A 26,205-nucleotide genomic window follows, 5' to 3' on the forward strand; every position below is an offset into this window, starting at 1 on the left:
CGGAAACTATGAAACCGAATTTCAAAGACATAAACATAAAAGCAGCCGCTGCTCAAAAAGATTTGGGCGACTGGACTGCAAAAAACAATATCAAAAAAGACTGGATCACTCCCGAGCAGATTCCGGTAAAACCGGTTTATACGAAGGAAGATCTGGAAGGCATGGAGCATCTGAACTATGCTGCCGGTGTTGCTCCTTATTTGCGTGGACCTTATTCCACGATGTACGTAATGCAACCCTGGACCATCCGTCAGTATGCAGGATTTTCTACTGCTGAAGAATCAAACGCTTTCTACCGTAGAAACCTCGCTGCCGGTCAAAAAGGTTTGTCGGTTGCATTCGACCTTGCTACACACCGCGGATACGACTCGGATCACCCGCGTGTAATTGGCGATGTTGGTAAGGCTGGTGTGGCTATCGACTCAATCCTCGATATGAAAATCCTGTTCGATCAGATTCCGCTTGATAAAATGTCGGTATCGATGACCATGAACGGAGCTGTGCTTCCGATTATGGCATTCTACATTGTAACCGGTCTGGAGCAGGGTGCAACATTGGAACAGCTTTCCGGAACCATTCAGAACGATATTCTGAAAGAATTCATGGTACGTAACACTTACATTTACCCGCCGGAGTTCTCGATGAAAATCATTGCTGATATTTTCGAGTTTACTTCGCAAAACATGCCGAAGTTCAACTCTATTTCCATTTCGGGTTACCATATGCAGGAAGCCGGTGCTACAGCCGATATTGAAATGGCATACACGCTGGCCGATGGTTTGGATTATCTCCGGACGGGTGTTAAAGCCGGTTTGGATATCGACGCTTTCGCTCCGCGTTTGTCGTTCTTCTGGGCCATTGGTATGAACCACTTTATGGAAATTGCGAAAATGCGTGCTGCCCGTATGATCTGGGCAAAACTGGTGAGCCAGTTCAATCCGAAAAACCCAAAATCGATGGCTTTGCGTACACACTCGCAAACATCGGGATGGTCGCTTACTGAGCAGGATCCGTTTAACAACGTAGGCCGTACAGCTATTGAAGCGATGGCAGCAGCACTGGGTCACACCCAGAGTTTGCATACCAACGCACTGGATGAAGCTATTGCATTGCCAACCGACTTCTCGGCCCGTATTGCACGTAACACCCAGTTGTACATTCAGCAGGAAACCGAAGTTTGCCGTTCGCTTGATCCATGGGCAGGTTCTTACTATGTTGAAAGCCTGACACACGAACTGGCTCAGAAAGCATGGGCGCTGATCGAGGAAGTGGAAAAACTGGGAGGTATGGCAAAAGCCATCGAAACCGGTGTTCCGAAAATGAGAATCGAAGAAGCTGCTGCACGTGCACAGGGTAAGATCGACAGCGGTACACAAACCATTGTTGGTTTGAACAAATACCGTCTCGAAAAAGAAGATCCGATCGATATTCTGGAAGTGGACAACACAGCTGTTCGTTTGTCGCAGATCGAGCGTTTGAAAAAGCTGCGTGCCGAGCGTAACGAGGCTGAAGTTCAGGAAGCATTGGCAGCCATTACCAAAGCCGCTGAAACAGGAGAGGGTAACTTGCTGGCACTTTCGATTGAAGCAGCGAAAAAACGTGCATCTTTGGGTGAAATTTCAGATGCCTGCGAAAAAGTGGCAGGTCGTTATAAAGCAGTAATCAGAACGATTGAAGGCGTGTACAAAGCAGAAGCAAAAGATAAGTCAGAATTCCAGGATGCCCAGGAACTGGCTAAGAAGTTCGCGGAAATGGAAGGCCGTCAGCCAAGGATTATGATTGCCAAAATGGGTCAGGACGGACACGACCGCGGTGCAAAAGTAGTGGCAACCGGTTATGCCGATATCGGTTTCGACGTGGATATGGGACCGCTGTTCCAGACCCCGGAAGAAGCTGCCAAGCAAGCCGTTGAAAACGACGTTCACGTGGTAGGTGTTTCTTCACTGGCTGCAGGACACAAAACACTGGTTCCGGCCATTATCGAGGAGCTGAAAAAACTGGGTCGCGACGACATCATGGTGATTTGCGGTGGTGTTATTCCTCACCAGGATTACCAATACCTCTACGATGCAGGTGCGGTAGCCATCTTCGGTCCGGGTACCAGCGTAGCAGGTGCCGGTAAAAAGATCCTTGAGATTTTGATCGAAGCTTACAAAGAGAATTAAGCTAAATACAAGACTCAATATTTGAAGTCGCTATATACCGAAAGCCGGTCCCGTTTGGGGCTGGCTTTTATTTTTAAATATGTTTTGCATTATTTTTGTAGCTTTGTAAGAGTTAAGTATTTACAAAAATGAAGTCAATTACAATAAATATCAATAACGACAAGCTGGCTGATAAAGTTATACGTTTGCTGAAGTCGTTTAAAGATGAAGGATTGGAAATTGTTTCTAAAGAAGATATGAACGATTTAAAACTTCTCAGGGCAACCCGAAACGAGGAATCCATTCCATTCGACGAATATCTCGAAAATGGAGATTAGAATTCGTCAATCAGCCATTAAAGATTTAAAACGGATTAGCCCTGACCATAGAAAGAAAATTCACACAAAAATTATTTCCCTAAAAGATTTCCCCAACGTTTCAAACGTTAAAAAACTCACCCATTTTGAGCCGGCTTATCGCTTTCGAATTGGTGATTATCGCATTTTATTCGATGTAATTGATGATTGCGTTGAAATTGGTAGGGTTCTTCACCGAAAAGAAAGTTATAAATAGTTTTCTGCGATTCTTGTTATGTGTTGGCTTTCAATATATCGCAAAAACGTTTGTTTGCTTCGTTGAATCCGACTCATACTGAGTTGTTGTTTTAATTGTGATGTCTGGTTTTTATTAAAATCCAACCCGTACCGGCTTGCTGCTTTGGGTTGAAATCATGTGTCTGTCGAAGTATAAAAGATGTAATTTTTCAAACTTCTCCGCTGAAGGTTGGGTGTTGGTTTTAGTGCTTGTGAACTATGTGATAATGAATTTTCAAGGCTGACTTGTAGGAAAATGGTAAATCATGCCAACACAGATTTAGCGAAATTTATGCGTAAAAGTCTTGTTGCGATTACGAAGTCGAATCATTCAATTTTTGCTACCTGTATTCAACCGCTTATTCATTGAAAGGCTACGTTTATCAAGTGTTTCGTACCGTTGATTCATACGCGCACAGTTTTCTGCGATTAATCCTATATTTGTCGTTAAATGACATCGTATAACGCCATAATAATCGACGACGAAGTTAATGTTCAGCAAGCCCTTCAACTATTGGTGGGGCGTTATTGTCCTGAAATTAACATTTGTGGAACCGCAGGATCGGGAGCTGCCGCCCGCGAATTATTGAAGCAGTTCGATGTACAGCTCATTTTCCTGGATATCTCGATGCCGGGAGAAAATGGTTTCGAGTTTCTCTCCAAAATTCAGAAGGAGAATTATGCCATTATTTTTACCACTGCCTACGAAGAGTATGCGTTGCGTGCCATAAAGGCAAATGCCATCGATTACCTCTTGAAACCCATCGATCCGATGGAGTTGAAAGAAGCTGTGGGCAAAGCAACTTCGCACCTCGATCTGCGCCGGCAGAACCTGAAAATGCAGCAGACCTACGGTCAGTCGTTGGAAAACCTGGCAGAACAAACCAGCGAAGGGATCGAATATCCGAAGAAGATTACCGTGGTGGAAAAGTTCGGATTCCAGATTATTGAAGCAGAAAAAATTAAATACCTCGAAGCAGACGCTAACTATTGTATTATTCATATTTCCGGACTGGAGAAAATTGTGTCGAGTAAGTCGTTGGGCGAGTTTGAAAAGATACTGGACCCAAATGTGTTTTTTCGGATTCACAAATCTACAATCATCAATATGATTTATCTGAAGGGATTCTCGAGTTTCCAGGGGGCTTACGCCATTTTAGACGACAATACCAAATTGGCGATATCGCGGAGGAGAGCCATTGAGTTCAAGGAAGCAGTAGGTCAGTTTTCTAAATCACTCGATTAGTGCGGAGCATTCTGGTCATACTACTTTTATTGTTCCTCCAAATTACTGCTTCGTTATGTCAAAATCCTTTTGTAACCAACTATTCAGTCACCGATGGTCTTCCCACCAGTAAAATTTATTGTGTTGAACAGGACAGCCGGGGCTTCATGTGGTTTGGAACCGATAAAGGGGTAATTCGTTACGATGGACGCAATTTCCTGCTCTTTTCTGAAGATGACGGGCTGAACTACAACATGGTTGTCCGCATTAAAGAAGATGTAGAGGGACGTTTGTGGTTTTTGAACCTGGATGGGTCAGTAAATTTTTATTACCAGAATAAAGTGCACAACGAGGAGACGGATCCTTTTCTGAAAGATTTGAAGGCCAATTTTATGTACCACGATTTTCTTCAGGTCGCCGACTCTACCATTTATTTCTATAATGGGAATTCAGAAGTAAGTGCCGTTAAAAATCAGAAATACATCGATTATATCGATCTCGACATGCTGAATAGCAATAAGACTACTGCATTGTATATGAATGAGACTCCTGATAAGCATCTGTATGTGTGGACATCGACAGGAAACTACGAGATGGAAAACCTTAACAAGGTGCTTCGGCGAATCGAATTACCGATGCTGCAAGCCAGGGTCTTCCCTCAGAACGATCACGAGGTTTTTTCGGTGGACAGGGCCGGGAATGTCAGCCTTTTCAGGGATTTTAAACTGGTCGACAGAAGTTTCCTAAATGTTGGGAGCCGATTTGTGAACGCTATTCTGCGAGACGAGGATGGATTACTGTGGGTTTCCGTATTTGATAAAGGCGTTTATTGTTATCGCGGAAAAGAACAGGTCTTGTTTCTTAATATTGAAGCGCCTCAGAATTTCGTTTTGGACGGTGAAAGCAATATATGGACAGGTTCAAATAAAGGAATCTACAAAATAAGCCGGGATATTGTAAAATATTCGTTTCTGGGAACGGATAGATTTGATGGCAAAGGTATTACCGGGATTTCGGGTTCAACACCCGACGGAATTTGGGCAACGAACGGTGAACGAATTTTCTTTCTGAAAGGAAACGAAATTTACAAAAGCGACACCTTGTTTAACCAAACAGAATTAACAACCCTGCATCATCTTGAAAACAATACGCTGCTTGTGCATGGCAGGATGACCCGTTTGTTTACATTGAAGAAACCGACTTTCGACGAGCGGCACAAGAAGATTGCGTTTAAAGATGTTCTTGGTTCCAATTTTTTGCTGAGGAAATCGGTGGTCGACAGATATCGCAATGTCCTTTATTCGTTCGATAATGATTTCGTTATAGAATTGGATCTTGACAATGATTCATCTGCGCATTTAAGTTTTAATGAAGGTAGAATCAGTAATGTTTTGGTGAACAACAAAAAACAGGTGGTAGTGAATGCGGCAACCAATTATGTCGTCGATGAAAACCGGATTATTCATGCACAAAACATATATAATCGTTTTAACGGGAAATTTATAGTATCGCATTTGATTCTGGATCCCGAAAATGAGATTTTCAATTTAATCGGGAATGAACTTTATCTTCAGCATGGCGATGACTTTTATGAGGTTTTAGGGAATAGCCGCGACCAGGTAGACTTTCGGATTCGCGGGATGGCTTATTCGGGCAGCACCCTGTTTTTCTTTACCGAAAAAACCATCTATTTTATTAATAATCCGCTAACGGTAATTAACGGCAAAAAACCAGCGCTAAACCGCCTGAACAACGAGTTCCACAACATTAACGAAATTCAATGTTTTGACAACAGGTTGTACGTTGGTTCCGATAACGGAATGACGATCATTCCGGTAGAAGAGTGTGTGAATGCAAATTACCAACCAGTAAAACCTTATTTTGCCCGGGTTTCGCTCGACGATAAACCTGTTGATATTACCACCGGAATGGTGGCGTATAAAGACAAAAACAGGTTGAATATTGAGTTTGCCAGTATTAACTTTTCTTCAATACCTTCCAACTACGCCTATATGCTGGAAGGAGTCAACAACGATTGGATAAGTGGTACCGAAACTCAGGTTGTTTACATGAATCTGAAGCCGGGAAAATATACTTTCAAGCTCAAGTCGAGAAAGAATATGGAGGAATACAGCGATGTGATCGAGCTCCCGATTGAAGTTGTTCCAACAATATGGCAGCGGTTAATCACAAAGATTTTTATCGTTGTGCTCCTGCTGCTGGTGGGCTTTTTATTCATTCGTGAATACTATCGTCAGGAAATTAAAGCCCGCGAAAAGGATTATCAGCTGGCTACCATTGAACACCGGGCTCTTCAGTCGATGATGAATCCGCATTTTATTTTTAATTCATTGGGCTCTATTCAGAAATTCCTGTTGGAAAATAAGGCAGATGAGGCGGGGAGTTATCTTTCTCAGTTTGCACGCTTAATTCGCCAAACCATGAATTCTATAAAATCGAATTCGGTATTGCTGGATGATGAGGTGGACAGACTAAGGAATTACATTGAGCTGGAACAATTCAGAATGGACCACAAATTCGATTACGCTATAGAACTTGATGAAAAACTGGAGGAGGATGACTATAATATCCCTTCGATGATTGTTCAGCCGTTTGTGGAGAATGCTATCTGGCATGGAATTTCTTCCTTGCAGGAAAAGGGATTTATAAGGGTGGTTTTTCAGTATGTCGATGAAAAAAGCATCCGGATACTGGTGGAAGATAATGGAATCGGTTTTGCTAAATCAAAAGTATATGCACAATCGAAGAACAGTCTGAACATCTCGTCGTCGTTAACAAAGAAAAGAGTGAAGCTTTTGGGCGAAAAGTATAAAGTTGATACGGTAATAAGCACGGAGGAAAGAACTCCAGGCGCAGAAAATCCAGGAGCACGCATTGTTCTGATACTTCCGATTATTGAATAAGTACATTGCGTATTTACCATTTAAAAATTGAATACTACCGCTTATGCGTCATATGCTACCGAATATTCATCACTAAAAATTGTCAAATTCTTTTTCTTTAACATTGTATCGTTTTAGTTCGAGTTCTTTATTTCGTGGTAATTAAAAAGACAAAGATACTACCCTCCCACATTATTTGTCCTTGTTCAATGCTTTAGCGGATCATCTGTCCGATCCTAAACGACTATTTGAATTACTCTTGAAACTGTCCTTCATTGTCCCTTACTACATCGTAAATAGTTAAACAAAGACATAAAGCGAACAAGGTGCTGAGACAGCCGATCCGACGGGATCGGCTTTTTTTTGCCCTGAATTTATCTGTTCTTTTTCCGACCAATGGTAACAACGATGGTTTTAAGATTGCAGTCATTCTTTCATCAAGCATTCCCATTTCTCTTTACTATTCGATTTTTTCTCATCTGGTTAAGCTTTCGAAGATTAACCTCTATTTTTTTTGACAGAAATAAGTATTTTAGCCCAACTCAAAAAGGGAAGACAGACAAGATAAAACATATTCAGACTTGCTTTATTCCCGCCTAATTAAGGATGATAATGAAGAATCAGAATCTGGCACAGCTTTATAACGAAGCTTTTTCAAAAAACTGGGATAATCCGGTTTTTTCTGACTATGGTGGAGCAACCTATACCTTTAAAGAAGTTGGAAAGATTATTAAATCGTTGCACTTGTTTTATCAGCTTGCCGGATTACAGCCCGGAGACAAAATAGCCTTGCTGGGGCGTAATTCTTCCAATTGGGGAGCGGTATTCCTGTCGGCGCTTTCTGCCGGAATGGTAATTGTTCCGATACTTCCTGACTTTAATGAAAACGACACCAATCATATTATTAATCATTCGGAGTCGAAACTGATTTTTAGTTCACGGCTACAACTCGATAAAATAGATCTCTCGTATTGCTCTCTTTTAAAGGGAGTGGTGGTACTGGATGATTTTAGTATGCATTCGGCCAACGATGAGAACCTTTCCTACAAATTGGCTGATGGATTTCAGTATTACAAAGAAAACGAACTGAACAAGTCGTCGTTTAGTTTTTCGGAATGGGAAAACGATGAGGTATGTATGATTTCCTATACTTCCGGAACCTCGGGATTTACCAAAGGAGTTATGATTCCGGCACGAAGTCTGCTTTCGAACCTTATTTATGCCCGCGAGCATATGCCGCTTGAAGCAGGTAACAGGATCGTTTCGTTTTTGCCCATGGCCCATGTTTACGGCTTGTTGTTCGAATTTCTTTTCCCGGTAACCACCGGATGTCACATTTCATTTTTGAATAAAATGCCAACTCCGGCTATTATTACAAAAGCATTTGGCGAAATTCAGCCTCACCTGATTCTTTCTGTGCCTTTAATTATTGAAAAAATATACCGCAAAAAGATTCAACCGGTATTGGAAAAACCTGTAATGAAGATTCTTTTGAAACTTCCGGGAATATCATCGCTGATTTTGAAAAAGGTAAGAAAAACTCTGGTGGAAACATTTGGAGGGCATTTTTTCGAGATTGTTATTGGAGGAGCACCTTTAAATGCAGAGGTGGAGAGATTCTTTAAAAAGATCAAGTTTCCGGTAACCATCGGCTACGGTATGACCGAATGCGGACCCTTAATCAGCTATAAAGCCTGGAACAAAACAATGCCAGGCTCGGCAGGGGCATTGGTAGATCGTATGGAGGTGCGAATCGATTCGGAAGATCCGTATAACGTTGTTGGCGAGATTCAGGTAAAAGGCGACAATGTGATGCTGGGATACTTCAAAAACGAAGAGGAAACAAAAGCATCGTTTACCGATGATGGCTGGTTACGAACCGGTGATCTTGGTATAATCGATAAAAACAACTTCATTTTTATCCGTGGCCGGTCAAAGAACATGATTCTGGGACCTTCGGGGCAGAATATTTACCCGGAAGAGATTGAGGCAAAATTGAGCAGTCAGAGTTATGTTGCCGAATGTGTGGTAGTCGACCGGAAAGGTAAATTGGTGGCCCTGGTTTACCCTGATTTTGAAGCAATGAACGCTGATCAGGTTACTAAGGATGATCTTCCGCGAATTATGGAGGAAAACCGGAAAAAGACCAACCTGGAACTGCCGAAGTATGAACAAATCAGTGCGGTTGAACTGGTGAATGAGGAGTTTGAGAAAACACCTAAAAAGAATATTAAGCGATTCAAATACGTATAAAAAAAGGGAGAGTAAAACTCTCTTTTTTTGTTTATAGCCGGAAAAATGAAGGATGAGATAGTGAAATCAAAAAAACTTGTCTTTTTGTAGTTCTTATTTACTATTTTTATTTCCGAACCAACTAAATCCTGAAAATGGGAAATAAAACTACTGCATCCTTCCAATCAGAGCGATTATTATCACTTGATTTATTTCGCGGATTAACCATGTTTCTGCTGGTTGCCGAAGGTACTGAGTTGTGGTCGGTTTTGGTGCATGAACCTATAGCCGGGACTTTCTTAGAGCCTTTCTTTCAGCAATTTCATCACCACCAGTGGAACGGTTTGCGTTTCTGGGACCTGATTCAACCTTTTTTTATGTTTATAGTTGGGGTGGCCATGCCATTTTCGTATGACAAGCGAATAACACAAGGGGCTTCAAAAAATCAAATCACCAAACACATCGTTCAGCGCTCGGTGGTTTTACTGGCCTTGGGAGTGGGTTTGCATTGCGTGTATAGCCGGAAACTGGTTTGGGAGTTGTGGAATGTACTTTCACAGCTTTCAGTAACGATTCTTATCGCCTACTTTTTGATGCGCTATAAATGGACAACACAAATCGCTGTATCCATAGGCTTACTGGTGTTAACAGAGGTTCTTTACCGCACTTTCCCGCTGGAGGGCTATAACCAGCCTTTTGTAAAAGATCACAATTTTGGGAGCTGGGTGGACATGCTGTTAATGGGAAAATTGAATAACGGTGGTGGCTGGGTTACCATCAACTGTATTCCTACAGCGGCACATACCATTTGGGGTGTGGTTGCAGGGCAGCTATTAAAATCAAAGAAAACAGGAAACGACAAAATAAAACTGCTTGCCATAATTGGAGGGGTGTTTTTAGTATCGGGGTATCTTCTCGACTGGACCTCGGTAACTCCTATTATTAAACGAATCAGTACCTCGTCGTTTGTGTTGGCTTCAGGTGGCTGGGCTTTGCTGCTGCTTACCTTTAGCTATTGGCTGATCGATATCAAAAAGTATAGTAACTGGATCTTCCCGTTTGTGGTTGTCGGAATAAATCCGATCTTTATTTATTTGTTTTTCAATACTGTTGGGCACCAATGGTTCAACGGCTTTGTTGGCATTTTTACGCACGGAGTATTAAACTGGTTCAGCGCTTCGGAGTTTGTTATGGAGCTTTTTACTTCTTTGGCAATACTTGCATTGGAGTGGGGGCTTTGCTACTATTTGTATAAAAAGAAAATATTTTTCAGAATATAAAAGGCTTTCACGTTTGAAAAGTAAAGCTCGTTCACCAATAGTTTTTAATAAAAAATGGATAATTATGCAGACAAATAGAAGAAATTTTATCCGTACTTCCGCTGCATTTGTTGCGGGAACGGTGGTTGCTACACCTGCTATGGCGGGTAGGTTTGGTGCAAACTCGCGTTACAAGTTGTCGTTGGCAGAATGGTCGTTTCACAGGGCTTTGTTTGCCAACGAAATGACAAATCTCGATTTTCCGAGAGTTACCAGGGAACTGGAACTGGAAGGTGTGGAGTATGTAAATCAGTTTTTCAAAGACAAGGCAAAAGACGAGAAATATCTGGCAGAATTGAAGAAGATCGCCAAAAATGAAGGCGTTGCCAACGTATTGATTATGTGCGACGGTGAAGGAATGGTTGGGCATCCCGACAAAGCCGAACGTGAAAAAACAGTTGAAAATCACAAGAAATGGATTGATGCTGCAGCGTTTCTCGGTTGCCATTCCATCCGGGTGAATGCCGGTAGCCAGGGAACCTACGAAGAGCAGCAAAAGCTGGCGGCGGACGGATTACGAATGTTGTGCGAATATGGAGATACTCAAAAAATAGATGTGATTGTTGAAAATCACGGAGGATTGTCAAGTAACGGAGAGTGGTTATCGGGCGTGATGAAAATGGTGGATCACAAAAGAGTGGGAACTTTGCCCGACTTTGGGAATTTTACTATCAATCGTGAAACCGGAGAATCCTACGACCGCTACAAAGGTATGGAGCTTTTAATGCCTTATGCAAAGGGAGTTAGTGCGAAGTCACATGTTTTTGACAAGGATGGAAACGAGGCCGAAATGGATTTTTATCGCCTGATGAAAATTGTGGATGATTCAGGTTACAAAGGCTTTATCGACATCGAATATGAAGGATCAGAATTATCTGAAAAAGAAGGCGTGATAGCCACTAAAAAATTGCTGGAGAAAGTTTTTGCCACGCTGTAATGCGATGAATCTTCACATTATAAAGCTGCCTGAGAAAAAGGCCGGTTAAAATGTGTTAAAATAGAATCAGCCCGTAACAAACGAACAAATTCGTTCGTAAGCTTACCTACAGCTTTGCAGTAGCAATACTAACTTAAGTGGTTGATTGAAAACATTTAAGACAAAGTTTGAGAGGTCATTAGTTGTTTGTCTTTCAGTAAAAGCGGTGCAAAATGCACCGCTTTTTATTTGTTACTATTTGTTCAGCATCTTTCCAACTTCCAAAAGTATTTTCACCGACTCTTCCGGGACGTTTCCATTTCCGTCAGGACCGATATTTAGCAAAAGATTACCTCCTTTTGAGTTGATGTCTTTCAGTTTATTGTATACCGTTTCTGCATTTTTCCAGTCGGTGTCGTTGGCCTTGAAGCCCCAAGAATGGTTTAGGGTATAGCAAGCTTCCCATTCATGTTCGAGCGCTTCCCCGGGATGTTCCTGTTCGGGCGTCCCGAAATCTTTTTTGAAGATGCTGCGTTTGGCAACACGGTTGTTGATCAGTATCTCGGGTTTCAATTCGCGGATGTACTGGTAAAGGTCTTCTCCCGATGCCATGTCCCACCAGTAAACCCAGTCGCCGTCAAACCACAATATGTCAGTGTCGTAATTATCAATTAGTTCTTTCACCTGGTTTTTCATATAAGTGATGTATTCCGCCTTTCTACCCGACTTCATCCTGATGTTTCCCCAGCGTGAACCATCTTTTTCGTCGATGTTGCGTTCTTGTGAAGGATGATGCCAGTCGATAATGCTGTAATAGGTCCCGAATTTCAGGCCGTATTTTTTGCATGCGGCGCTTAATTCAGCCAGAATATCGCGTCCGGCAAAACGAGTGCTTGCTACATCGAAGGTGGTGTATTGGCTGTCCCAAAGGCAAAATCCTTCGTGGTGTTTTGTGGTGATCACAATGTATTTCATACCCGCTTTCATGGCGGTTTCTGCAATAAAATCAGCATCAAAATCTTTGGGGTTGAACGTGGAAATCAGTACGGCATATTCCTGTGCGGGAATATCCGCTTTCGATTGGATCCATTCGGCATAACCTTCAACCGCTTTTCCGTCCCAAACACCGCCTAACTGGCTGTAGAGCCCAAAATGGATGAACATGCCGTATTGGGCATCTTTAAACCATTTCATTCTTGACTGGTAATCGGCTGCAGATTCATTTAAATAATTGGTTTGTGCCATCACAGTCAGCTGACTGAGGAGTACGAAAATGATGAATGAAAAAAAACTCTTTTTAATCATTTGTTTTTGTTTATTGGTTTATACTATTGGTACAGGTTGTATTTCAGCCCACAAGCTACAAAAATTGAATTATATTCCCCAATTCTTATTGGGTTTTGGTCCCATTTTCAATTCCAGTTTTCCACCCTTTAAAAGTTCACTGGCCGGAAATTTGAAATCGTTCAGCGGTTTTCCATCCAGCTTAGCAGACTGCACGTATTTATTCAAACGCGAGGAGTTGAGGGCTTCAATAATAAAGGTTTGACCTCTTCCAAATTGTTTGCCCAGGTTAATTTCCACTTTTTTGAAAAGTGGGCTGCCAATTTCATAAATGGGTTCTGCACGGCAACCTCCGTCGGTTTGAAACAAACCTAACGATGCCATCATAAACCAGGCGCTCATTTGCCCCTGGTCTTCGTCACCCAAATATGCATTGGCAACACCATAGCCATAATAACGGTCAATAATCGAACGACTCCACTTTTGCGTTAGCCAGGGAGCTCCCACCCAGTTAAACAGAAATGCGAAATGCATGGATTGCTGATTGCCTTGCATTACCGGATAATTCCAGTACTGGTCGTTCAGTCCGTTAAAGCGGGTTTTGTAACTTTCGGTAAAGCTCCAGTCCAAACGCTCAATAAAACGGTCTTTGCCAATGGCCTCGGCCAGTGCAGGCACATCCTGCGGTACAAAATAGGTCAGTTGCCAGGCATTTCCCTCCACATAATGATGGTTGGCTCCCGATTGATAAGGGTCAAAGTCTGCAAGCCATTGCCCTCTTGAATCTTTCATGCGGGCATAACCGGTTTCGGAATCAATAATGTTCTTCCAGTAATAACCTCTTTTCATGAAGGTTTGGTAATCTTTTTCTTTGCCCAATGCTTTGGCCAATTGGGCAACGGTCCAGTCGTCAAAAGAATATTCCAGCGAGTTGGAAAAACGCCCCAGGTCGTATGGTACGTATTTATATTTCAGGTAAGCTTGCAAATCGCGGTTTCCGGCAAAACCACCGCCAACAATACGTCCGGGAGTAGTCTGCATTTTTTTCACGGCCTCGAATGCCTTTTCTGCATCGTAATCGCGTATTCCCATCTGGTAGGTGCTCACAATTAACGAAATTTCGTGCTCCGCCACCATCACAGGTACATATTCCATTCCGGCGGGGCCTTTGGCCAGCCAGCCGTTTGCATCGTACATGGCCAGCTGCGATTTTACCCAGCGGTTACTCCATTCCGGTGTTACCAGATTCCAGAATTGGTTCAGGTTCCAGAAGGTGTTCCAAAAAGCATCACAACCCAAAGCAGGTGAAGTTGCATCTTTCAACTGTCTAATTTGCTCATCGGCATCGCGCCATTCGCCATTAACATCGCTAAAAATATTGCGGCTGCACAACGAACGGTAAAGGTTATTGTAGAAACGCATTTTTTCGCGCCTGTCGTTTGACGTAATTTTAACGCGTTTCATCAAATCATTCCACGTGTCAACATGATTTTTCCGAACTGCATCGAAGTTCCACCCAAAAGGTTTTGAAATTTCTGTTTCCAGGTTTTCACGTGCATTTTCAATGCTTACATACGAAATACCTGTGCGCAGTTGCACCACATTGTTTTGTTGTGTGTCGAATTCAACAATGGCGCCAACATCTTTGGCGTTTTCAATCGTAAATTCATCGGTTTCCTGAATTCCTTTTTCTGTCCAGACCTTAAAGCCGGTAATAGGTTGGTCAAATTCAGCCACAAAATGTACAATGTATTCCTGCGATACGCCTCCGCTCCAGGTGTTTGGAGAAAGCTGATGGCTGTATCCTTCTATTGTTTTGTCGCCGATTCTTTTAATGTAGGCTTTTATCGAATTGTAGCTGTATTCGGCCGGAATAACCAAATCGAGCAGTACACGCGAGCTATCGCGGTCTTTGGGAAAAGTATAGCGTTGAAAGCCACAGCGGGTTGTCGATGTGAGCTCGGCTGTAATTCCATAGTCGCTTAATTCAACCTTGTAGTAGCCCAAAGGAGCTTCTTCGGTGGATTTATCAATGCGCGAACGGTAGCCGCTGTCAGCATCTTTCTCGTCGCCAACCTGAGTTTGCAGCGGTCCGTTTGTTGGCATAGTTCCCAATCCCGCAACCGTCCATTCGTGAATGTGCGAAAAGCAACCGATCGACTCAAAAGTTGGTTCGTAACCCGCCTGCCAGCCTGGATTTTGATTATCAGGACTTAGTTTTACCATACTAAATGGCATCCACGGTCCGGGGGCAATCATCCAGCGCGAATGGGCAGTACCGATTTTCGTATCGACATACCCGGCTGGGGTAATTGGCTTTTGAGGCTGACGAACTACTTTCCCGGATTGCAGCTTTTTATCGCCAACAAAAATCTCGTACTCACTTTCTTTTTCCGACCCCACTGCGGGCATTGGAGCCTCGAAGGTATATCGATTGCTTTCTACAGTATCCGAGAATATCTTTTCACCATCCAGTTTCACCATCAGTTCCGGCTTCCCGGAAAGGTGTTCAACATCAACCAACAAAGGTTGTGCGTCACCGTTTTCTGTTCCAATTTCGTAATCTGCTGCTTTTACGCTACGCAGATAAACTTCTTTGTTTTCAGCTAAATGAACATTTACAGGGCCTTCCAGTTTCACCTGGTCGAATTTTAACCACGAACCTTCCAATGTTGTCAGGTTAATTTCGTTTCCACCGGCAAGCATCCAATCATTTTCAATCGGAATTTCAATTAAATATTCCGAAGAGTCAGCAGGAACCTCATCGATTTTGCTGTTAGTGCTGATGACCGGAATACGGTATTTCCAGGATTTCCCGTTCACCGTTACTTTGAAAAGGGGCAAGTCCTTTGGGTTACAATCCAGGATGTCAATGGTAAGTTTCCAGGTTCCCTTTTCAGGCAATTTATCTATTCCAAACAGGATGTTCAACGTGCTGGAACGCCAACCCGAAGTTCCCCATGTTCCGCCCCAGGTATCGCTGGTGCCGGGTAAAATGTAGGGCCAGTCGGTTTTAGCATCAGAAGTTCCGGTGAGGAAAAATTTGTCTTCCCAACCAAAATCCTTTTCAATAAAACGCGAAAACTCGCCGGGAGCCAGGGCAAATTCAGCTCCGCTGTTGTTGTTTTCACCTATTTGCCAGACGGTTTTGGTGCGGGTTGTGCAGGCCTGCAGCAACACCAAAATGGTTACAACGAGAATATTGCGTGTCATTTTACAAATGCTTTTATAATCATTGCTTCAATGCCCGATTCATTAATGATTTTATAGGAACCCGCTGCCGAAGGAATTACAAAGGTTTCAGCGTAGTTGAAACGGTGTTTTCCTCCATTCTTGGTTTCTATCAGTATGCTGGTTCCTTCAACCAGACTAAGTACATGGCATTTGTTCTCCGTATTTATTTCGACCTCTGTTTGCAGGTGAATGCGGTGAACATCGTACAACTGCTTTTTGTGGGTAGGCAAATGAAAAAGCTGCCATCCTTCTCCTTCTTTTATCAAACTCGGTTTTGAAATGAGCTTCTCTGTTACGTAGTCTCCTTTTCGGCCAAAACAGAGATTGTCCATTCCTCGTTGAATGTTGAGTGGCCTTGGTTTTCCGTCGAGATCGGGGCGTAGCCAGTCGTACATTTTAAAGGTGAAAATATACGGCGTTGAACTGATCTCAAGTACCAGGTTATTTTTTCCGGAACCGTGAATAGTCCCCGGCGGAATAAGAAAGAGATCGTGTTTTTTCGCCGGAAGTTTTTGTACAAACCGGCTGATCTCAATCGCCTCGTTCTCGGTGTAGCTTTTCACCAAAGCCCGTTCAAATTTTCCGGGTTGAATATCATCCTGAAAGCCGAGGTAAACCACAGCATCTTCTTTGGCATCGAGAATATAATAGGTTTCTTCCTGTGTGAAATCTTCATTGAAAAACTGTTTGGTATAACTTTCTGTCGGGTGACACTGAATCGAAAGGTTTCCTCCGTCGAAAGTGTCCAGAAAATCGAAACGGATGGGGAATGCGGTTTTAAACCTGGGAAAAGCATCGCCCAGAACATTTTCGGCTTCCTGAAACATGAGCATGTCGAAAGAAACTTCTGCCATTAAGCCAGAACTCTCGAAAATCAACCCATTTTCGGGAACGATTAATTCGAACGACCACGCATAATTGGGAACATCTTTGTTCAGTCCGTCAATCGTTTGTTTACACCACTGTCCTCCCCATACGCCGGGCTCAAACCACGGGCGCACCCTGAAAATGGTTTTACTTATTTCATTCAGCCCTTTACGTAAATCGTTGCCATTTACCCATGTTATGTCGTCTTTGCGCTGTTCGTCAACTAGAATATCTATGTTCGGAAGGAGCTCTTGTTTGTGTTTGTTCAGCACAACCCAGTCGACAAAATAAAAGCGTTTATACATGAGCTTTATTTCGTCGGGTGAGCTGGTGCCAATGTTCACAATTGATTTGGCCCGGGCGCGAAACTGCAGTTCGTTTTTGGGCAAATCGACATACACCAAAGTCCCTTCTATCCCTGTAAGAGCAGCACCAACTCCATAAAAAATAGTTTTACCAGCGGTATTATTTTTTGAATGTTTTTTAAACTCATCCCTACGAAAAAAGTCAGCCAGCTGTAAGGTGGTTCGTGAACCAAAAATAGGGTCGTCGCCACCCAGAAAAGGGGCAATCATGGCATCAATTTCAGCCTCCGGTTTTAGATAAGATGATACATCAATCCAATTAACTGTACTATTTTTTTGACTGAAATATTGTTCAAGATTTTCTTTTATGTTTTCGAAAAAGACACCCTGATAACCGTCTAAAACAATCGTATCTGATTTGTCAAGTTCGTCTGCAAGGCTATCAAATCCCAGGTGAATTTTTCCTTCTCCCAGCGAATGGGTAGGGTATAGACCGTATCGACCAATCGTTTCATCTCCTTTTTGAGCCGGCATTAAAAACTGGCTCGATTTTCTCCAATCGTTTTGCATATTGTTGTAGTTCTATTTTTCAGTAATTTCCTTTGTGCCCCAATTTTTGTTCGGAGTTGAAACTGTTTTTAATTTCAAATTTCCACCTTGAATAAAGGTTTTCCAGGGAATTTCAAATGCATTCCATTTTTTCCCGTTCAATGTTGCTGACTGAATGTAAATGTCGGTTGATGGGTTGCCATCTACTTCAATTACAAATTCTTTATTTGAATAATAATCCGGCTGAAGTTGGATGGTTACCTTATCAAAAAAAGGAGTGATCAGTTGTAATGAAGGTTCTGCATCGCTACCGCCTTTTACGTCAAAAAGCCCCATTCCTGCCAGTACGATCCATGCTCCCAACTGGCCCTGATCTTCGTCTTGTCCGTAACCATAGCCGTGAATACCTTCGGTGCCATAAAAATCTTCACATATTTCGCGGACCCACTTTTGGCTTAGCCAGGGAGCTCCCGAATAATTGAAAAGCCAGGAAATATGCAAACTGGGCTGGTTGCCATGGTTGTATACATTTTGCAATCCGGCAAAGGCGTCAATGTTTTTACCTCCACCGAAGCCTGTTTTTTTTGCTGTCTCAAAAAGTGAGTTTAAACGGTCGTTAAACTTTTCTTTCCCAATTTTGGCAATAATGCCTTTGGGGTCATGAGGCACATAAAAAGTGTATTGAAAGGCGTTACCTTCCTGGTATCCTCTCCATGCCTGATAGGGATCGAAATTTTCAAGGAATTTACCTGAAGTATCTTTCGGGCGGATAAACCCTGTTTCATCATCAAATAACTTTTCCCATCCGGTTGACAAATTCATAAACAACTTATAATCGTCAGCTTTATTAAGCGTTTTAGCAATTTGAGCTGCCGCATAAGCGCTAAAACTGTACTCCAGGGTATGCGAAACTGAAAATTGTGAACCTTCGGCCGACGAGCCTGAATAATAATCTTTGTTATCGGTATAAGGAACATACCCCAACTCGGTGAAAATTTTTGTGTCGGCCTTGCCAACGCCATAAGGTCGGTTTTGCCAACCCAACTCATTTTTTTTAACCGCCTGGTACGCCACATCAACATCAAAGTTTCTGATGCCATGGTTATAGGCAGAAGCCACTACCTGCCCCATAAAATTGGTTCCCACCCCCGATACAAACTTCGATGTGGCGATGCCATCGGCCAGCCATCCGCAATCTTTGTAAATATCAAGCTGGCAATTCACAAATTCGTTGAGGTAATCGGGGTAAGCAATGGCCCATAATTGAGTGAGGTTCCAGAAAGCTCCCCAAACGGCGTCGGTATTGTAATGGTGGTAGCGCGGTTTCCCGTTTTTGTCGCACTCGATCTGTCCGATGGTACCGTTATTTTTCATATAGGCGCCGTTTACATCGCTGGCCAAACCGCGGCCTAAAAGTGCATGGTATAAGCCTGTGTAAAACTTGATCCGGTTAGATTCAGATCCTCCTTCAGCAGAAATCCTACCCAACATTTTGTTCCAGTATTCCTGTGCCTTTTTTTTTGCCGAATCAAAATCGAGGTTGGCTGCTTCTGATTCAAGATTTAGTTTTGCGTTGGCAATGCTGGTATACGACAAGCCAAATTTTACGGTAATTGATTCATCGGCTGCAGTGTTAAAATCGAAATACATTCCACATCCCGGACCGTCATCTGCACATTCCTTTTCGAAATGTTCGTTGCCAATAAATGTCCCGTAATTTTTGGGTGCTTTATTGAATTCAGCAACAAAATACATTTTCACCATTGCTCCGGGTTGGTAGTTTTTAACGTATTCGGGAAGCGTAATGACAAAACCTTCGATTTCAGTCTCGGAAACCTTTCGCACAAAAGCATCCGAAACTTCACCGCTTTCTCCTTGTCGGTTTCCAATATCAAAAATAATATGTGCGTTATCTGATTTTGGGAAGGTATAGCGATGAAATGCAACACGTTTTGTTGAGGTAAGCTCTGCGGTGATGTCATAATCGTCGAGTTTTACCTTATAATAACCCGGCTGAGCAAGTTCATTTTGATGTGAAAACCTGGAGCGGTATCCATTATCCGGATCTTCCAGTTTTCCGGCGGTCGTAATCAATTTTCCGGTGGTGGGCATTGCTGCAATTCCTCCAATCTGGAACTCATGGAAATTGACAAATCCTTCAATTGATTCGTGTCGCTGATCGTAACCGGTAGCTTCCCATCCCGATTTATTTCCGTATTGACCGTTTGTTGAGGCTGCAGGTTTTGCCATTCCGAAGGGAACAGCAGCCGGGGTGTAAAAAAACCACCTGGAGTGTGCAGCACCAATGTTTGGATCAACTTCATCGATGAATGAATGGGTTTGTGTTTTCCCGGTGAAAACTGTCAGAAGGAAAACGCCGCCAAGCAGGAATAAATATTTCATTGAGATCAAGTATTTTATTTATCAAGTGATTCAAACATGGTAATCGCTTTGTAAAGCACTCCCGCCGAACCTCGGAAAGTCCCCGAACCTTTGGGTTTATTGTCAACCGTGTACCACTCGTAAAAACCATTGTTGTCTTTTACGCGCTTTACCATGGGTTGTATTTGTTCGTAAGCTTCTTCAACAAAGCCATATTGGATCAGCTGTTGAATCATGCGACCACCAAACCATGTCCAGTCGCCACCATTTTGATAGCTGTATTCAGGATTCATAATTTTGTTGACAAAAAATCCTTCGGGATAAGGAGGATAAAGAGTCAGTCCGATGGAAGGAGCCCCGGCCTGTTTTACCCTGTTTACCATTTCATCAAGCGATGCTTTAATTTCGTTTTTACTTAATAATCCGGCTTCGATGGCAATAGTGGTTCCTCCAAAATAGTAGATTTGGTTTTCATCAAAATCATCGGGGAAAGGCGACCCTTTTTCTAAATAAATGTGCGGAATGAATTTTTGGTGTTCTTCGTCCCACAAGTGTTTACGGGCATTTGCCTGAATGTTGTCCCTGATTTCAGACCATTTTTCTTTTGAATCGGGATGCATTTCCATCAGATTGTTCAGGGCGATAATAAACATGGCGTTATCATAAATATCGATTGCGGGATGTGTGTTCTGGTCTAAATCAACTCCCCAGCCGTGTTCAGGTTGAACATCGCCCCAGTCGGCAGTGGTAGCTCCGATTATTAGTCCGTATTTCGGATTAAACCGGTGTTGCATTAAAAAGTCCATGGCCCATTCTATCCGTTTGGCAACCGTTTTGTCTCCCACCATTTCGCTTAAGATAGTCGAATCGCCGGTTACATTTATGTATTTGTAAACTGCCTGAACCAGTGAGCTTTCCTGATCGGTTTCTACCGTATTTTTATGCGCAGCATAACGGGGCTCCAGCTCCGAATAGCTAAAATCGTAATCAACATCAACTTGTTCTTTTGGCGTGAAACCGTCAATAATATTTCCATCGTCTCCCTGCATCCTGAAAAATACAAGCAGGTTTTCCTTTAACTCTTCTTTGGGAAATACTTCGGCCGAGAGTTCGATAAACGTGTTGTAATCTCTGATCCAGACTTCGCGGTACCCGTCTCCGGCATTAAAACCGCTACTGATTACTTCCAGCGCTTTGTTTTTGGTGAAAGCAAAGTATTCGTTTTGACTAATTTGCTGTAAAAGTTCGTTGTTTACTTTTGTTGAATTCTGGCAGGATGTAGCCAGTAAAACCAGAAAGAAACTGGTGTATGCTATTATCTTTTGCATCGGTGAAGTTTTAATGGTGTCGTTATAATTTCATTTTTGTTATTTCTCCGTTCCATGGTTCAAGTTGCAATTCAATGTTTTGCAATTCTTCTGTGCAGACATGCGAGAGGTCAATTTCAATTTCTGTGCTTTCCTCAGGGAAGAGAGTGATGTAATTATCACTGTAAAACACAGGTAAAACCATTTCCCCTGTAGTTTTATTCGTGCATTTAATTCGGGTGAAAAAGGCCGTTTCGTTGTCCGTGTTTTTAATGGAAAGCGCAATTTTTCCGGCAGACTTAGCCGTTGTGTTGCCCTGAAGTTGAACCGATTTTAGCGATTCCAACTGCTTGAAATCTTCTTGAGAGCCGGTAAGCCAGTAAAGGTTTTCATCTACCCGTTTTCCTTCCTTATCTAGTAGTTTCAATCGCAGAAACCAAAGTCCTTCGGGTTTACGGGCTGCGTTTACTTTTCCTTCAATTTGGTATGAGTTTGCAGCAACAGAGGCATTAAATTCTTCTTGATGCACCTGTTGCCCGTGCAGATTAAAGTAAGTGGCTCCCACTTTTAGGCTCTCCGCGTCGTAAGCGGTTTGATTCACGACGCAAAAAGCCGAATCGTTAAGATTTAATTGAATGTGCAAGGGTTTGGCTCCGTGCTGATAACCGTATAATCCTCCGTTCTGATCGAGATAAACGTCGTAGAACTGGCCACGCAAAGCAGTCCAGGGATTTTGGTTTTTCCATACCAGCATTCCGGTATATTTATCCCACATGCCAGCGTTAAAGCCTTCCTGCAAGGCTCGGTATTGCTCGTAATTTACTACCTGCGCTTTTTTACAGAAATCGTCAATTCCTTTTATTTCTCCAAAGTTTTCAATATGATCGCCATAACCGATGTATTTGTGGTATTGCCAAACTGGATTGCCTCTGTCGCGACGGGGCGGTGTTAAATCCTTTTCGTCCATCATTTTACGCATCGTTTCCACATTGGGAACGCCAACTGAACCCAGTTCAGGATTAAACGGAAACGACTGTACAACAAAAAAACGTTTGGGATCCTGTATTCCGTAAGGTCCGTCGCCAACGCCACCAATGGTGTTGCGTTCAATACTGTCGGAAGTGGAATAATTCACGTAAAACCTTGTTCCGTCGTATTCGGGCATGACTTCGTTTTCGAGTTTTGCATTGATATTATCGGGAGGCGGGAATTCGTTGCCACCACACCATAAGTATAAACTGGGATGGTTCCGGAGCATTTTTATCTGATCGATTATAGAGGCAATGAACAGCGAATGATCGTCGGGGTAGGAGCGGCGTCTTTCCTGCGATTCTTTTTTACGGGGATCGAGCCAGCAACCGTTGCAATCGCCGGTTATCCACAAATCCTGCCATACCAGAATGCCGTATTTGTCGCAAGCATTGTAAAACTCCGGGCGTTCGGTTATTGAACCTCCCCACACGCGAATCATATTCATGTTCATTTGAGCGTGCATTCGAACTTCTGCATCGTATCTTTCGGGTGTGTGTCGCAAAAGTAGATCGGACGAAATCCAGTTTCCGCCTTTTATAAAAACTTTCTGTCCGTTAACCAGGAACACTCGTCCGCCAACTTCTTTGTCGAAATAGTCGGTGGTTTCACGAACCCCAAAATCAGTCGATTCGGTATCGGAAATGGAGGTGTTTTGCTTAAATTCCAGCTTTAAATTGTAAAGATTTTGTTCTCCCATTCCGTTGGGCCACCAAAGTTTTGGGCTGTTTATCTTAATTTCAGGAAAGGTTATTTCTGTAATTTCTCCGGGATTAATACTCACTTTTTGTTCCGATTTCTGGTCGCCAATGTGTGCGATCAAAACACCTTCCTGTTTTGTATTGCTTGCATTAAATAATTCGGTTGAAATATTTAGGAACGCAGGTTTCTGTTTTTCACCCGGGAGTCTTTTCCCCGGAACGCGGCTTCTTACAAAGGGATTTCGGATATCAACAGAGCCGGTAATTTCAAGGGCAACCTGATCCCAGATACCGGTGTTTCGGTCAGGAACAGAGCAAACCCAATCCCAACCCGGCGTGTATTGCTGGGTTACTGAACGCGCAATGGTTCCGTCACCTCCCTGGCCACCGTTTGCTTCGCCCACCGGATTTGGCGGTTCAACAATTACCGTGAGCCTGTTCGTTCCCGATTCATTCAGAAAGGGTGTTATTAAATATTTCTGACGCAGGAACATACCCCGGTGGGTGTCGGTGTTTACCCGTTTACCGTTTAAAAAGATGTTTGCAGAATAGTTGATTCCCCTGAATTTTAACCACACCTGCTGCCCCGGTTTCAGCGGTGGCAATTCAAAATTATTTAAAAACCAGAATGTGTAATATTCGCTGCCTACCTCGTAAATATCGGGTATCAGTTCGTTGTTCATTCCAAAAAACGGGTCGGGGACTTTGTTGTTATTCAGCAAAGTGGTTAGAACTGTTCCCGGGACAGTTGCATCTAACCAATCGAATAACTTAAAGTCTGAAGAAGAAATAATAGTCCCGTCCACAGTAACTTCGCCGGCCCTTTTTGCCTTCCAATTCGAGTTCAGAATGATTTCACTTTTTTGTGCGAAGGAACTAAAAGCTAATCCTATAAGTAAAAGCAGGGTGAAAAATCGTTTTGGTTTCATAATTATTTCTTCTTGGTTAAAGTCCTTCAAGTTTTCTACTTTTAATTTCGCTTTTGTTACCTATCTCCTCAATACATAAACCGACAGGCCCAACAGGTAAACAGCACAGACAATCAATACAAACAAGCCTGATGTAACATTCATTAAATCGGTTATCTTTCCGATTACCGGCGGAATAAAGGCGCCACCTGCCACGGCCATAATCATTAGTCCGGAAATTTCGTTGGCACGGGTTCCATATTTTTCAATGGTTAGTGAAAAGATTAAGGGGAAAATATTGGATGCGGCCAGACCAGTAGCGAACATTAACGTTAGAGCGATACCCGGTGTTGGAGATAAAATAAAAGCTACAAGGATTACAAGGCTTGCAACGGATGAACCCAGTAAAAATTTTCTGCCAGAAAAACGGATAAGCACAAGGGCACCAAGAAATGTTCCCAGCATTTTCCCAAAGAAATACAAGCTGCGACCTTGTTTTGCAGGTTCGGCTGCCATTCCCAACTTCTCCATAAGAAATTGTCCTGAGGCCGAGTTGATTCCCACATCGATGCCAACCAAAACAAAAATACCTAGTACCATTAAAGCAATATAACCGGTGCCTAAAAGCTTTAAGCACGAGGCAACGGTTGCCTTTTTTTCTGCCGAATGTGTTTCTTCAATTTTTGAAAAGTGCAGCCAAAGTGCTGAAATAATGGAGAGGACTCCAAAAACCAGCAACATTATTTTCCAATTTCCAAACTGGGCAGTAAAAAATGTGGCAAGGAATGGCGCCACCATCGAACCAATGGATTTTACAAATTGCGAAAAGCTCAAAAAACTGGAGCTGCGGTTTGATGGAACCACATCGATCAATAACGGATTGGCAGAAACCTGAATGATTGTATTGCCAATACCCAGCAAGGCGAAACCGGTTAAAAGCACCGGGAAAGTATAGAGCAAAAAGGGCAGGATTAATCCCAATGCGGTTAAAAACATGCCGATGTTGAGCATGTTTTTTTTGCCGATGCGGTCCTGTATAATTCCCACCGGAACGGAGAGGATAAAGAACCAGGCAAAAACAGCCATTGGAATCAATTGGGCCAATGTGTTACTGAGTTCAAAATCGGCTTTTGCATTGTCAACACCGATTCCCACCAGATCGCAAAAGCTCATTACAAAAAAGCTGAGTAAAACAGGAGTTATGAGTTTTACAGGTAGTTTTGTTTTGTTCATCGTGGTTTAGTCGGAGGCCGGAAAGTGAACAGTCCGGCCTCCTTTTTATTCTGTTTTTATTCCATTACATTTTAGCAAGTGCCGGAAGAACCTTTTGGTAAAATTGATCATCAACCAGCGTGGCGGCTCCAATAAATGAAGCTGTTTCCTTTAATTCAGAAATGGCCACTTTCATATTCAGCCCGGCTTGTTCAAGGTAAATATTCAGGCTGGTGCCGAACAAATGATACGCCCTTGAGATATTTCCTCCCATTACAAATATTTCAATACCAAAATTTTCAATCCAGGGTTTCAGAAATGAGCCCATTTTTGTTCCAAAATCGTTAAACAGCTCCCGCGCTAACTGATTTTCCGCCGCCAATTCTGCAATTTGTTTTACTCCCGGCAGCTTTTCCCCGGTGGCTTTTTCATAACGGTTAATTAAGCCACGCGTAGAAAAGTAGTCGTCGGCGATTCCATCTTCAAAGGGCAGGTGCCACAAGCACCCGTTTTCAGGAACTTCCGCGCCTTCAACAATAGGTAACCCGTTTTTTATAAAGGCAGAACCAAAGCCTGTTCCAAGTGTTACCGACAAGGAATTCCCGAAATCTTTGGCTTTGCCAACCTGATCTTCGCCAATGGCAAAAGCAGTGGCATCGTTAATAAACCTGATTTTAAAGTTGGCTGACAATCCCAGATAGTTGCGCAGTTCTGCTGGTACATCAATACCGTTAATGTTTTCGTATTTTCCGTTTTCGCCGGTGAAAAGCGGAATTCCCTTAACGTAATCGAAAGGACCGGGCATGGCGAAACCTACTCCTTGTACATTTTCGACACCGGCAAGTTCCATGGTCTTTTTTATGGTTTTTCCCCATGCCTCGATTATTTCAGCGGGTTGCCCGTGGTTATCCAAATCATTCTCGGCATGTGTGTGCTCTAAAAGTTGTTTACTTTCCAGGTCGTAGGCCATGCAGCTAACGTGGCTTCCGCCAACATCAACTCCAATTGAAATTTTTTTTGTCATATGATTAAGATTGTCAGTTATCATCGGTTCATCAATTGTTGGATGCAACTACATACTGTAGTCATATCCTT

The 26,205-nt window shown here is 42.8% G+C and carries 16 protein-coding genes; 8 read left to right on the forward strand and 8 right to left on the reverse strand.

Translation table 11 applies throughout. The features are described 5' to 3' along the window. The first annotated feature begins 8 nt into the window (after positions 1 to 8). From scpA to MR764_RS05710, 8 genes are all read left to right on the forward strand, one after another. Positions 9 to 2,165: a methylmalonyl-CoA mutase gene (scpA, locus tag MR764_RS05675; protein ID WP_247978434.1), complete on the forward strand. Its 2,157-nt coding sequence runs from the start codon at positions 9 to 11 to the stop codon at positions 2,163 to 2,165. Between the two features lie 128 nt (positions 2,166 to 2,293). Further along, complete coding sequence (locus tag MR764_RS05680) at positions 2,294 to 2,482, forward strand: hypothetical protein (protein ID WP_247978435.1); 189 nt, start codon at positions 2,294 to 2,296, stop codon at positions 2,480 to 2,482. Further along, positions 2,472 to 2,717 (forward strand): type II toxin-antitoxin system RelE/ParE family toxin, encoded by a 246-nt coding sequence (locus tag MR764_RS05685; protein WP_247978436.1) that lies wholly within the window; start codon positions 2,472 to 2,474, stop codon positions 2,715 to 2,717. Before MR764_RS05680 ends, MR764_RS05685 begins: the two co-directional genes overlap by 11 nt. A gap of 471 nt (positions 2,718 to 3,188) precedes the next feature. Then, positions 3,189 to 3,983, forward strand: a complete 795-nt coding sequence (locus MR764_RS05690; RefSeq protein WP_247978437.1) for a LytTR family DNA-binding domain-containing protein — start codon at positions 3,189 to 3,191, stop codon at positions 3,981 to 3,983. Next, positions 3,983 to 6,886 (forward strand): sensor histidine kinase, encoded by a 2,904-nt coding sequence (locus tag MR764_RS05695; RefSeq protein WP_247978438.1) that lies wholly within the window; start codon positions 3,983 to 3,985, stop codon positions 6,884 to 6,886. The genes MR764_RS05690 and MR764_RS05695 overlap by 1 nt, the downstream gene beginning before the upstream one ends. A gap of 591 nt (positions 6,887 to 7,477) precedes the next feature. Beyond that, on the forward strand, positions 7,478 to 9,118 hold the full coding sequence (locus MR764_RS05700) for an AMP-binding protein (RefSeq protein ID WP_247978439.1): 1,641 nt from the start codon (positions 7,478 to 7,480) through the stop codon (positions 9,116 to 9,118). Between the two features lie 134 nt (positions 9,119 to 9,252). Then, positions 9,253 to 10,377: a DUF5009 domain-containing protein gene (locus tag MR764_RS05705; protein ID WP_247978440.1), complete on the forward strand. Its 1,125-nt coding sequence runs from the start codon at positions 9,253 to 9,255 to the stop codon at positions 10,375 to 10,377. A 64-nt stretch (positions 10,378 to 10,441) separates the two neighbouring features. Continuing rightward, positions 10,442 to 11,353 (forward strand): sugar phosphate isomerase/epimerase family protein, encoded by a 912-nt coding sequence (locus MR764_RS05710; protein ID WP_247978441.1) that lies wholly within the window; start codon positions 10,442 to 10,444, stop codon positions 11,351 to 11,353. 234 nt (positions 11,354 to 11,587) lie between these two features. Here MR764_RS05710 and MR764_RS05715 read toward each other — a convergent pair whose 3' ends face one another. The 8 genes from MR764_RS05715 to MR764_RS05750 form a co-directional block, all read right to left on the reverse strand. Then, complete coding sequence (locus tag MR764_RS05715; RefSeq protein ID WP_247978442.1) at positions 11,588 to 12,637, reverse strand: alpha-L-fucosidase; 1,050 nt, start codon at positions 12,635 to 12,637, stop codon at positions 11,588 to 11,590. Positions 12,638 to 12,706: 69 nt separating this feature from the next. Next, complete coding sequence (locus tag MR764_RS05720; protein ID WP_247978443.1) at positions 12,707 to 15,829, reverse strand: GH92 family glycosyl hydrolase; 3,123 nt, start codon at positions 15,827 to 15,829, stop codon at positions 12,707 to 12,709. After that, a complete protein-coding gene (locus tag MR764_RS05725) occupies positions 15,826 to 17,592 on the reverse strand; it encodes a class I mannose-6-phosphate isomerase (protein WP_247978444.1) in 1,767 nt (588 codons plus the stop codon). Before MR764_RS05725 ends, MR764_RS05720 begins: the two co-directional genes overlap by 4 nt. Positions 17,593 to 17,604: 12 nt before the next feature. Then, positions 17,605 to 19,974 carry a GH92 family glycosyl hydrolase gene (locus tag MR764_RS05730; RefSeq protein WP_247978445.1) on the reverse strand — a complete coding sequence of 790 codons (2,370 nt, stop codon included), beginning with the start codon at positions 19,972 to 19,974 and terminating at the stop codon, positions 17,605 to 17,607. 14 nt (positions 19,975 to 19,988) lie between these two features. After that, positions 19,989 to 21,281, reverse strand: a complete 1,293-nt coding sequence (locus MR764_RS05735; protein ID WP_247978446.1) for an amylo-alpha-1,6-glucosidase — start codon at positions 21,279 to 21,281, stop codon at positions 19,989 to 19,991. A 22-nt stretch (positions 21,282 to 21,303) separates the two neighbouring features. Further along, the gene (locus MR764_RS05740; protein WP_247978447.1) at positions 21,304 to 23,919 is read right to left on the reverse strand and encodes a glycoside hydrolase family 2 TIM barrel-domain containing protein; all 2,616 of its coding nucleotides are present in this window, start codon (positions 23,917 to 23,919) and stop codon (positions 21,304 to 21,306) included. Positions 23,920 to 23,979: 60 nt separating this feature from the next. Continuing rightward, complete coding sequence (locus MR764_RS05745; RefSeq protein ID WP_247978448.1) at positions 23,980 to 25,131, reverse strand: MFS transporter; 1,152 nt, start codon at positions 25,129 to 25,131, stop codon at positions 23,980 to 23,982. A gap of 64 nt (positions 25,132 to 25,195) precedes the next feature. Further along, a complete protein-coding gene (locus MR764_RS05750) occupies positions 25,196 to 26,134 on the reverse strand; it encodes an ROK family protein (RefSeq protein WP_247978449.1) in 939 nt (312 codons plus the stop codon). Between the last annotated feature and the right edge of the window lie 71 nt (positions 26,135 to 26,205).

Source organism: Maribellus sp. YY47 (assembly GCF_023111095.1).
Lineage (GTDB): Bacteria > Bacteroidota > Bacteroidia > Bacteroidales > Prolixibacteraceae > Draconibacterium.